The following is an 11,044-nucleotide window of genomic DNA, read 5'->3' on the forward strand; positions in this document are numbered from 1 at the left end:
ACGTGAACCCGGAAAAGCCCAAGCTGCCACCCAATTTCGCCGACACCGTCAACGACACGGCGATGCTGACCACGGAGGCCATCAACCGCGCCAGCGGTGTCCTCGGTGACGCCGTCAAGCGGTGGATGGACGGACTGGCCCGCTCAGACGTCGACGCCGTCACCCGCAACGTCGGCACCCAGCTCAACGAATTTTGGCTGAAGGTCTACGACACCGCCGAGGAGAACGTAACCCCGCCGCCTGCCGGACAGGGCAATCCACCGGGAGGCGGGATCTGATGGACGATCCGAACGATATCGCCGCGGCCTTCGCGGCCACCGCCGACAACATCGTCGAACAGGCGCGCGTGGAGGCGGTCGACGCATTCAGCAAGATCAACAATCCCGCTCAGAACGCACCGGCGTACACCGCCGGGGACGCCCTCAAGACCATGGGCGCGCTGGCCAAGATCGCGCTCACCGGCAGCATCGAGATGGCCCAGACGGCGCTGGACGTCCGCCCCAACCCGGGGGTGCTGATCCTCGCGGACTACGTCAGCACCGTGCTGAGCCAAGGCGTGCAGCAGGCTGCCGATGTCGCCAAGGACGCAGCCACGCTGATCGACCAGAACGACTACGGCAAGGACCGTTGGGTGGAGTCGGCGATCAAGCTGACCACCATCGCGTATCTGCGCGGTTCGGAGATCTTCCAGACCGTGGCCGCCGGGCCGGCCCAATTCGCCGACCCCATCCGCAAGGAGACGTTCACACTGGATCCCGGTGACGTCGACGATCAGAAGGACCGCGTGCTGACGCTGACGACACTGCAACTCGGCGGTCCGACCACCACCAAACCGGTGGCCGGCTTCCGCGTCAGCTTCGAACCCACCAACGGCGTGCTCCCCGCCGGCGCAGGCCAGTTCACCCTCGTCGTCAACGGGGCCGGCCTGGCGAGTGGCCTCTACATCGGCAAGGTGACGCTGACGGGCGGGTCCGCCGCCGACATCGACGTGGACGTGGCAATCAACCTGTGAGCCAGGACGATCCGACCGGAGTCGACGAGTTACTCGACCGTGCCCTCAAAGCCGCCGCCGAAGGAGACCGCGCGACCGCACAGCTGCTCGCCGGACAGATCCTGGCCGTGGACCAGGACAACGCCGACGCCGAGCACCTGCTGACCGCCCCTGAGGGATCAGGCGAAATCCGGCGTCTGACAATCGCTTTCGTCGACCTCGTCGACTCGACGGCACTGTCGACACGGATCGAACCCGAGACCTACCGGGCGCTCGTGGGACGCTACCGCGACGACGTGCTGCGCATCGTGGGCGAGTACGGAGGACACGTGGGTTCCACGAAGGGCGACGGGCTGCTGGCACTGTTCGGCCACCCCGACGCTCACGAGGACGACGTGGTGCGCGCCGTGCAGGCCGGCCTCGACATCACGCGCGAGGTGGCGGCGCTCAGCGCGCGGGTGCGCCGCCAGCTGGGTTTCGACATCTCCGTGCGGGTGGGCGTCCACCGAGGCGTCGTGTACCTCGACCGGGACCAGGACGACGTCTACGGGCTGGCAGCCAACCTCGCCGCGCGGATCAACAGCATCGCCGCACCGGGCACCGTCGCGGTGTCCGACACGATCGAACCGCTGATCGCCGACCGGTTCGAGCTGACCCCGAACGCGCCCCAGCACGTGAAGGGCGTGGCCGAGCCGGTCAACTCCTATCGCGTCGACGCCGAACGCGAGGTCGCCCACCCGACGACGGGTCCTCTCGTGGGCCGCGGCGCCGAAACCGCGTATCTGCAGCGCAGCTGGCAGGCCGCGCGGGACGGCGCCCTGGACAAGCCCGGCGTGGCGCTGATCGGCGACGCCGGAATCGGCAAGAGCCGGCTGGCGTGGTCGGCGGTGGCCCTGGCCGAAGAGTGCGGCGCGGCCGTCCTGCAGCTGCACGGTTCCCCGTTCCATACCGACGTCGGACTGCGGCCGATCCGCCGTCTGCTGGAACGACGATGCGGCATCGGCACCGGATCCGATGCCGTGCAACGCTTGTCGCTGCTGACCGACGAGATCACCCGGCACGGCCTAGACCCCACTGCGATGGTGCCGCTGCTGGCCCCGGTCCTGGGTATCGAGCCCACGGCCGGATATCAGCCGGTGACCTCGGAGGGTCGGCGGCTCTTCGAGCAGATCGAGAACGCGGTCCGGCGGTATCTGCTCGCGTGCCTGCGCGGCAACGAGCCGGCGCTGCTGTTGGTCGAGGATCTGCATTGGTTCGACGAGGACACCGCCGAGGTCGTGGCGTCGCTGGTACGCGAAGACCTCGGCGGGCGCGTGTTGATCGTCATGACGAGCCGACAGCCGGTGACTGCCGACGCGTCGTGCACCCAGATCTTCGAGCTGCGACCGCTGTCCGGCGATGAGGCCGACGAACTCATCGTGGCGTTGTTCCCCGCCGCCAGCGTCGAGGACCGCACGGCGGTGCGACACCGCTGCGACGGTGTTCCGCTCTACATCGAAGAAGTAGTCGCCAAACTGCGCGCCCAACCGGGTGATCGGTTCAGCTCGGCGGGAGTACCCGACACCCTCTACGAGGCGTTGTTCGCGCGGCTGCAGTCCAGCACGGATGCCCTGCCGGTGGTCGAGGCCGCCGCCATCATCGGCAGCCGTGTCGAGCGTGCGGTGCTGGCTTCGGTCGTCGATCTCGATGAGGCCACCCTGGACTCGGTCATCGCCGAACTCCTCGACGCCCGGGTGCTCGACCCGTTGGGTCCCGACAGCTGGCGCTTCCGCCACGAGCTGCTCCGGGAACTGGCCGCCGAGATATCACCGCCCAGCTCACAACGCCGCTTGCACAGCCGCATCGCCGACGCGTTGATCTCCGCGGCGGCCGACGGCAATCCCGACTGGCCGCTGATCGCCCGGCATTACGAACGTGCGGAGCGCTTCACCGAGGCTGCAGGCAGTTATGCGCAGGCCGCCGCCAACGCGCGCCAGCGCGGCGCGCTGCGTGAAGCGCTGACCTACCTGACCTACGCCGTCTCCGCTGCCGAGCGCTCGGCGCCGGGTCCCGACCGCGACCGCCTCGAGATCGGTCTGCGACTGGGCCGGGCCCTGCTCGCCCAGGCCGCCGAGGGCGTGTTCAGCGCCAACGCCGCCGCGGACTTCGAGAGGTGTCTTGCGTTGTGCAGCAGCGACTTACAGGACGACGATCTGCTCTCGACGGTGATGTCGCTCTACCCCTACTACACGATGAAGGCCGACATCGCGCGTGCACAGCGGCTGGTGGAGTCGATCCGCGGCAGTCTGATCGGTCCGCGTGAGGCGTTCCTCCCGGTCAACGACTTCGCGTTCGGGATGCTGGCCTGGTACCGCGGCGAATTCGATGCGGCGCGCACCCAGATGGAACTGGCGGCAGCGGCGTTGACTCCCGCCGGGACCCGCGCGCTGGACGCGCTGCTGTTCATGCCCAACGACCCCGCCGCCGGCTTGTACACACATCTGGCCTTGACCCGCTGCTTCGACGGCGACGTTGCCGGGATGGAGGCTGAACTGGGCCGCGCCGAAAACCGTTGTGCCGAGCTGCCGTTCCCCAAGGGCGCGTTCAGCCTGGCATATACCCGCCAGATCGAAGTGTTGATCCGCATCGAAGCCGGTGACCTGCAGCGGGCGGGCGCGGTCGCCGTCGACCTCGCCACCATCGGCGAAGCCCACGGCTTCGACTCGTGGGCGCTGGTCGGTCAGGCCCAGTTCGCGACGGTCGGCGCACTCAGCGCGCTGGCCGCCTATGACGGCGACCCGGCGGTGTTGGCCCCGCACATCGCGATGCTGACCTCGTTCGTGGAGGGCTGGCGAGCCGTCGGCGTCATCGCGCTGATCACGTTCTACGACGCGATCCTGGCTCGGCTGCTGGTCGCGGCGGGCGATCTCGAGCAGGCCCGCGCCCGCCTGCGTACCGGCCTGGATCTGGCGGCTGCCACCGGTATGCGGTTCTACGACGCCGAGCTGCTGCGGCTGGGCGCGTCAACCAGCGATGACCCCGAGCAGCGTCGTCGCGATCTGGAATCAGCCATCGCCACCGCACGCTCGCAGGATGCCCGGATCTTCGAACTACGCGCTGCCCTGGACCATTTCGTGCTGGACCCTGCCGCCGGCCGGGCTCTGCTCACCACGGCACTGGCTCACTTCCCCGCCGACAATGCGTGGCCGGACGTGACACGGGCCCGGACGATGATCGGGTGAGGCGGCCGGGAGGCAAGGTCGCCATCCTGGGTGGCGGCGTCGCGGGTCTCAGCGCTGCCTGGCGGCTGAGCGAGCCGGGCTGGCAGAACCGGTTCGACTCGATCACGCTGTATCAGCGGGGCTGGCGGCTGGGCGGCAAAGGGGCGTCCAGCCGCGGCGTCCACGGGCGCATCGAAGAACACGGCCTGCACGTGTGGCTGGGGTCCTACGAGAACGCGTTTGGGTTGCTGCGCGAGTGTTACACCGAACTCGACAGGGAGACAACAGATCCCACTGCGCCGATTCGTACGTGGCGCGACGCGTTGATCCCGGCCGACAATCCGGCGCTGGCCGAGCAATGGGGCGGCGGCTGGCAGATGTGGTTCGGCACGCATCCTGTGACCCCGGGGCTACCCGGCGATCCGGAAGACACCGGCCGGGAGGTCACAGCTGCCGCCTTCGTTACGCAGGCGCTGCAACTGGCCATCGCGTTCGTCGAGTCGTTGCGTGACGCCGGACCCGGTGCCCTGGTGCTCTCCCCCACATCGCAGCGTCCTGTGTCTTCGTCTTTGGGCCTGGCCTCCCTGGTCGCCCGTGCCCTGACGGCGGCCATGTTGGCGGTGGCCGACCAAGACCTGCGCCCCGATTCGGCTGTCGCCGCGCTCAGCCCAGCACTCGAGGCGATCGGCGACTCGATCGACCGGGAGAACCGACTGGACCATCGGCGGCTGTGGGTGCTGCTGTCGTTGGTGGTTGCAGTGGTGCGCGGGATCCTCGCCGACCACCTGATCACGCATCCGAACGGATTCCGCGCGATCAACGACGAGGAGTTCGGCGACTGGGTGGTGCGCCACGGCGGGCATCCCGACGCGCTGCAGTCACCGCTGGTGCGCGGCTTGTACGACCTGGTGTTCGGCTACCGCGACGCCGATCCTGACCAACCCGCCGTGGCCGCGGGGGTGATGACGTTCCTGCTGGGCCAGGTTCTGTTCGGCTACAAGGGATCTCTGTTCTGGAAGATGACAGCTGGAATGGGCGACGTCGTCATCGCCCCGCTGTACCAAGCCCTGCGGCGGCGCGGCGTCGTGTTCGAGTTCTTCCACCGCCTCGACGCGCTGCACCTCGACGCGCGCCGCCAGCACGTGGAGGCCATCACGATGGGCCGGCAGGTAGCGCTTGCCGACGGCATCGAGCACTACGACCCGCTGATCACCGTTCGCGGCCTTCCGGTGTTTCCGGCCGAGCCGCGCGCCGAGCAGCTTGTCGGTGGTGCTCGCCGTGATCTGGAGTCCCACTTCGGCGCTCGCGACGACGCCGAGACGCGGGTGCTGCGCCGCGGCGTCGACTTCGACCACGCCGTGCTCGCCGTATCCCTGGGGATGCTGCCCACCGTGGCCGACGAGCTGCTCGGCGACCGCGTCGAGTGGCGCGAGATGACCACCCACGTGCGCACCGTCGCAACCCAGGGCATGCAGCTGTGGTTGCAGCCCGACGAGAAGACGCTGGGCTGGGAGCGTCCCGGCGCCACGGTCACCGCCTACCAGCGTCCCTTCGAGACGTTCGCCTCCATGCCACACACCCTGTGGGCCGAAGAGTGGCCGGCCGACGACCGCCCCCGCTCTGTGGCGTACTTCTGCGGCAGCCTGCCTTCGTGCGATGACTCTTCTTGTTACCCAGAGCCTTTGGTTCGGCAGGCTCACGCGGATGCCACCGAGTTCGTCGACCGAAAGCTCGGCGTCTACTTCCCCAACGCCGTGCGGGATGGTCGGTTTCTCCGGGATTTGCTCACGTCCGAGTACCTCAGCGTGAACATCGATCCGTCAGACCGCTACGTGCAGTCGGTGCCCGGCTCGGACAAATACCGGCTGCGCCCCGACGAAAGCGGCTACGACAACCTCGTGTTGGCCGGCGACTGGACCGACACCGGCATCAACGCGGGCTGCATCGAGGCCGCGGTGGTGTCGGGACTGCAAGCCGCCAATGCCGTCGGCGGGCGCGGGCGCTACTACCGCATCCGGGGGTATTACATGCCGTGAGGTGAGGCGGCCATTAACGCCTCAGTATGAGTTTGGGCGGGTTCTTCATCCTGTGCGCAGCGATCCGAATTCTGTTCGCGAGCGAATTGTCGTCCGGAACGGGATCGGTCAATGCTGATGCCGGAATGTCATCGACTCGCCAATCATTCTCGGCCACAAGTTTTTTGAAGAGATAGAAGCTGCCCGTCGGCTTGTGCAGTGATATCTTGCCGGGCTCGGGGACGACTACCCTGATGAACCGGCCGGCAAGTTGGTATGGCGCGACGCGCCCGCCACTCAGCATTCGCTCGGCACATTCGCGCAGCGCCTGCCACAGCCCGTCGTCGAGGTAGTTGGTGAAGTCGAGAATCGTCTCCGCCTGCGGGTCTGCAGCGAGGACGTCGGACTCCAAGTCGCGTCGACAAATGTCCAGGACCTCGTCGCGAAACGCGTTACTCGTCGCGTTGATCGCGCCATCGTCGATCCCTGCAACCGAGATGGGGTAGGCCAGGATGTCGGCAGTGTATGGCCGTCCGAAAACGTGGACGAACCGCTCGAGCGCCGTCGAACCGGGCCGGTCCCCGTGGGAGGCGCGGGCCAGTAGCGCGTACATAACGGGACTCCACCCGTCGGTGATGAGGTTTGTGCGGGGTATGCGGTTTGCGAGGAAATGGGCCGCGTGTTCTGCATGGGCGCTCTCAGCTTGGGCGGCCATGCCCAGTCGTCGCCGGATCTTCCTCAAGATCAGCCCGCTGCCGATGTTATCGACAATTAGCGACGGTGGTTTCGGTTCACCACCGCGCAGTAGTAGCCCGAACTCGTCCGCAACTCCGCTGTCGGGAATGTCCTTCACAGGAATTCCGAATACCAGATACCGATCGAAATAGTCGCTGTCGCAGATCCGCGGGGCGAAGTTGTCGTTCTCGTCGCCGCTCAACTGCGGGAACAGCTTTTTCAGGAACGCATAGATGCGCGCCGACTTCTCGGGGTCCTCCGGCCAATTCTGGTTGCGGTCGGCCAACGCACCCGAGATGCGTTCGTGCCATTTCTCGGGCGTCACCGGGTCACCCTGCTGGGCAGATCCGAGAAGGTCGTCACGCCACTGGGACAGCTTCGTGTAAACCTGCGGGTAGCACGTGCGCAGATAGGTGACCAGCGCGGCGTCTCTGAAGTCCAACTCCCCCTGGCCGGCCAGGGTCAGCAAGATGTCGGTTTGAGTGGCCAGCCGCTTGATGGCCCGGATGGTCAAGGTGTCGACATCTTCGTCGGGCAATGAATCGATGATGTCCGTGATGGCGGCATCTTTCTGATGCGGATCGATCCGATACATATCGGCGACTTCACCCAGCGCTTCCCTCATTTGGCTCTCAAAATATGCGTTCTGCAGGGGAGGTAACACAAATGGGTACTGGACGATTTTCTCCACATATTGCCGGGCGCGAACTCGGTTTCCGTTGGCAAGCGACGACGTAGACAGAACACCCAGCAGTGTCTCCTCATCGAAAGAGAGCAAGTAGTGCACGCCGTCGAACCGCCCCAGTAGCCGGACGGCCTTCATCACCGTGAGCAACTCGTCCGAATGCAGACGGTCGACGTCGTCGACAATCACCAGGATGTTCTGGCGCGCCCGGGAGATGGCTTCGGATATGTGCTTGAACCTCAGGACGAACGGGTCCTGCTCGACCTTGAATTTGTCCAGCTTGTCGGCGATTTCATCGACAGCCGCGTCGGCCATATCGTCGACCGCGCCTTTTCCCAGATATTTCTCGGCCAGCGACTTGGCGGCGGCCTTGCCTACCGCGACTCCGATCGGAGCCAGGGTCAGAAGTGCCCGCGCACGTCTGCCGACGGGGTTCGACGGCATCGCAGCGGCGATCGCCGCATAGAACTCGGCCGTGAGGGAGGTGATGTCATCAGCGGCCCAGGGCGTGAACTGGATGACCTTCCAGACCACCGCATCGTCGGCATCGCTTGTCTTTGCGCCGTCGAGCGCTTCGTTCACCATGTTCAGAACTGAGGATTTGCCACTTCCCCACGCCCCCGCCAACCCGAAGACCACGCTCGAGCCATCGCCGGCCGCAGCGATCCGACCGGCAACATGCTTCGCAAATTCCTTGCGGCCCAGCCGGTCCCCACTTGCGTCAGTGATCGCGGCATCCCTGTTCACAGCAATCTGACTCGCCGTCACCGCCCGATCATCGCAGAGCAACGGGGCTGACCGGCGGGGTTCGACACGCGTGGAGGTGCCCGTTGAACGGGGGATACCCACCAAACACAAAGGCCACGAACCCGATGAGTTCGTGGCCTGAGCGCCATGCGGTTCGTGCGAACCGCAATTTTGTGGGCGAAGGGGGACTTGAACCCCCACGTCCCGAAGGACACTGGCACCTGAAGCCAGCGCGTCTGCCATTCCGCCACTCGCCCGAGCGACCGGGGCAGCGTATCACTGCCGTCGCGCGGTTCCCAAACCGCGACGTTCACGGCCCCGACCAGCGCGGGAAATGTTTCGCGTCATCAAGATCAGGTCACTGACCTGCTGCGATCTGATTCTCAGAGTTCTGTTGGTCCCGCACGATGGCGCAGGGCCGATACCATTCATGTGAGCAGTGTGGCCAGAGCGACACGCGGTGGCTTCGGTTGCCGGTGCGCACCACGAACGACAACGAGCGAAGGCGGGCGGTGATATGGGTCTTGTCGACCGCATCGAACGCAAGCTCGAGTCAACCGTGGGTGACGCATTCGCGCGGGTCTTCGGCGGCTCGATCGTTCCACAGGAAGTGGAGTCGATGTTGCGCCGCGAGGCGCAGGCCGGTGCCCGCACCGTGGGCGGCGGCCAAGTTTTGGCACCGAACGACTACGTAATTACCCTCAGTGACACTGACTATCAGAAGGTAAGCGCCGATACTGACCTGACCGCATCCGCATTCGCCAAACATCTGGGGGGATTTATCCATGATCAGGGGTGGCAAACGTATGGTGATGTGGTCGTCAGATTCGAGCAATCACCGCACTTGCACACCGGACAGTTCCGCGCACACGGCGCGGTCAACCCCGATTCCACCGTCGGCGAATCCGCACGAGTACATCGCGACCAGGCGTTCACCGCAGAATCAGGAGAACCATCTATGACCGACAATCCGAGCTACCGCGGCGGCCAGGGACAAGGTCGGCCTGGCGACGACTACTTCGATGACCGGTACGGACGCCAGCAGGACGACCAGCGCGGCGGCGGCTATCCCCCTCAAGACGACCAGCGCGGCGGCGGGTACCCCCCGCAGGACGACCAGCGCGGCGGCTATCCCCAGCAGGACCAGCAGGGCGGCGGCTACCCACCCCGCGGCGGTGGTTATCCCGACCAGGGCGGCTACCCCGATCAGGGTGGCTACGGTGACCGCGGCGGCTACCCCGATCAGGGTGGCTACCCGGACCAGCGTGGCGGCGGTTATCCCCCGCAGGACGACCAGCGCGGCGGTGGCGGCTACGGCGGCGGCCAGAACTACGACCAGCGCGGCGGCGGCTACGGCCAGCAGCCCGGCGGATACGGCCCTCCTCAGGGTGGCGGCTACGGCGGCCCGGCGGGCCCGGGGCCCAGCGCCGACTATGACTACGGACGTCAGCAGCCGGGCGGCGGCGGCCGTCCGGGGCCGGATCCTCGCCAGGGTGGCTACGGCGACCAAGGTGGCTACGGCGGCGGCTACGGCGACCAGCGCGGCGGCTACGGCCAACCGCAGCAGGATTACGGCCAGCAGGACTACGGCCGTGGCTACGGCGACCAGCAGCAGGGCGGCTACCAGGACCAGGGCTACGGCGACCAGGGTGGTTACGGCGGCTACGGCGACCAGGGCGGCCGTGACTACGACTACGGCCAGGACGCCGGTCAGGGCGGATACGGGGGCGCGGACTACCACGCCGGCGGTGCGACCGTCACCCTGCAGCTCGACGACGGCAGCGGCCGGACCTACCAGCTGCGTGAAGGCGCCAACGTGATCGGCCGTGGCCAGGACGCCCAGTTCCGGCTGCCGGACACCGGGGTGTCGCGTCGTCACCTCGAGATCCGGTGGGACGGTCAGGTGGCCCTGCTCGCGGACCTGAACTCCACCAACGGCACCACTGTGAACAACGCCCCGGTGCAGGAATGGCAGTTGGCCGACGGCGACGTCATCCGGCTGGGCCATTCCGAGATCATCGTGCGCGTGCACTGAGGTCTCGGACCGGACACACCGGGGTGGCTAGCAACCCGCTTCACCCTCATGCCAGTCGCCGCCCAAGTATCGTGACGTTGCCGCAGGGCACGGAACGACGTCATTGGGACGGGTACGGAGAGGATGTCAGATGCAGGGGTTAGTGCTGCAGCTGACGCGCGTCGGGTTCCTGTTGCTGCTGTGGCTCTTCATCTGGTCGGTGTTGCGGATCCTGCGCACCGACATCTATGCGCCGACCGGTGCGGTCATGGTGCGTCGGGGGCTGGCCTTGCGCGGCTCGCTGCTGCCCAGCCGCCAGCGCAGGCACATCGCCAGGCAGATGGTCGTCACCGAAGGCGCACTCGCCGGGACCCGCATCACGCTGAGTTCTCAGCCGGTGCTGATCGGCCGTGCCGACGACTCGACACTGGTGCTCACAGATGATTACGCCTCGACGCGCCACGCCCGACTGTCACCACGCGGTTCGGAGTGGTACGTGGAGGACCTAGGATCGACCAACGGCACATACCTTGACAGGGCGAAGGTGACAACAGCGGTAAGGGTTCCCATTGGCACGCCGGTGCGAATCGGTAAGACGGTAATCGAGCTTCGACCGTGACGGCGCGCACGCGAGGAGCGAAATGACCCCGCGCACGC

General features: G+C 66.7%; 7 protein-coding genes and 1 tRNA gene. 6 read left to right on the forward strand and 2 right to left on the reverse strand.

From position 1 onward, the window contains the following. Window positions 1-2 precede the first annotated feature (2 nt). The 4 genes from BTO20_RS36275 to BTO20_RS36290 are packed head-to-tail and all read left to right on the forward strand — an operon-like array spanning window position 3 to window position 6,227. Entirely contained in the window at window positions 3-278 is a 276-nt protein-coding gene (locus BTO20_RS36275) for a hypothetical protein (RefSeq protein WP_087081284.1), read from the forward strand. Continuing rightward, window positions 278-1,012, forward strand: a complete 735-nt coding sequence (locus BTO20_RS36280; RefSeq protein WP_087081286.1) for a hypothetical protein — start codon at window positions 278-280, stop codon at window positions 1,010-1,012. The genes BTO20_RS36275 and BTO20_RS36280 overlap by 1 nt, the downstream gene beginning before the upstream one ends. Continuing rightward, complete coding sequence (locus BTO20_RS36285) at window positions 1,009-4,212, forward strand: ATP-binding protein (protein WP_087081288.1); 3,204 nt, start codon at window positions 1,009-1,011, stop codon at window positions 4,210-4,212. Before BTO20_RS36280 ends, BTO20_RS36285 begins: the two co-directional genes overlap by 4 nt. Continuing rightward, window positions 4,209-6,227, forward strand: a complete 2,019-nt coding sequence (locus tag BTO20_RS36290) for an FAD-dependent oxidoreductase (protein WP_087081290.1) — start codon at window positions 4,209-4,211, stop codon at window positions 6,225-6,227. The genes BTO20_RS36285 and BTO20_RS36290 overlap by 4 nt, the downstream gene beginning before the upstream one ends. A gap of 13 nt (window positions 6,228-6,240) precedes the next feature. Here the strand turns inward: BTO20_RS36290 and BTO20_RS36295 are convergent, their stop codons facing one another. Further along, window positions 6,241-8,394, reverse strand: coding sequence for a KAP family P-loop NTPase fold protein (locus BTO20_RS36295; RefSeq protein ID WP_157680413.1), 2,154 nt, complete (start codon window positions 8,392-8,394; stop codon window positions 6,241-6,243). Window positions 8,395-8,547: 153 nt separating this feature from the next. Beyond that, a tRNA-Leu gene (locus BTO20_RS36300) sits at window positions 8,548-8,630 on the reverse strand. A 260-nt stretch (window positions 8,631-8,890) separates the two neighbouring features. Between BTO20_RS36300 and BTO20_RS36305 the strand changes: the two genes are divergently transcribed. Next, window positions 8,891-10,408 (forward strand): DUF3662 and FHA domain-containing protein, encoded by a 1,518-nt coding sequence (locus tag BTO20_RS36305; protein ID WP_087081294.1) that lies wholly within the window; start codon window positions 8,891-8,893, stop codon window positions 10,406-10,408. Between the two features lie 130 nt (window positions 10,409-10,538). Then, window positions 10,539-11,006 carry an FHA domain-containing protein FhaB/FipA gene (locus BTO20_RS36310; RefSeq protein ID WP_018602954.1) on the forward strand — a complete coding sequence of 156 codons (468 nt, stop codon included), beginning with the start codon at window positions 10,539-10,541 and terminating at the stop codon, window positions 11,004-11,006. The last annotated feature ends 38 nt before the right edge of the window (window positions 11,007-11,044 follow it).

Origin of the sequence: Mycobacterium dioxanotrophicus (assembly GCF_002157835.1) — a bacterium.
In the GTDB taxonomy this organism is placed as follows: domain Bacteria; phylum Actinomycetota; class Actinomycetes; order Mycobacteriales; family Mycobacteriaceae; genus Mycobacterium; species Mycobacterium dioxanotrophicus.

Coding starts and splice junctions, on each gene's coding strand:
- BTO20_RS36280 (WP_087081286.1), top strand. CDS start 278: ATGGACGATCCGAACGATATCGCCGCGGCCTTCGCGGCCACCGCCGAC.
- BTO20_RS36305 (WP_087081294.1), top strand. CDS start 8,891: ATGGGTCTTGTCGACCGCATCGAACGCAAGCTCGAGTCAACCGTGGGT.
- BTO20_RS36310 (WP_018602954.1), top strand. CDS start 10,539: ATGCAGGGGTTAGTGCTGCAGCTGACGCGCGTCGGGTTCCTGTTGCTG.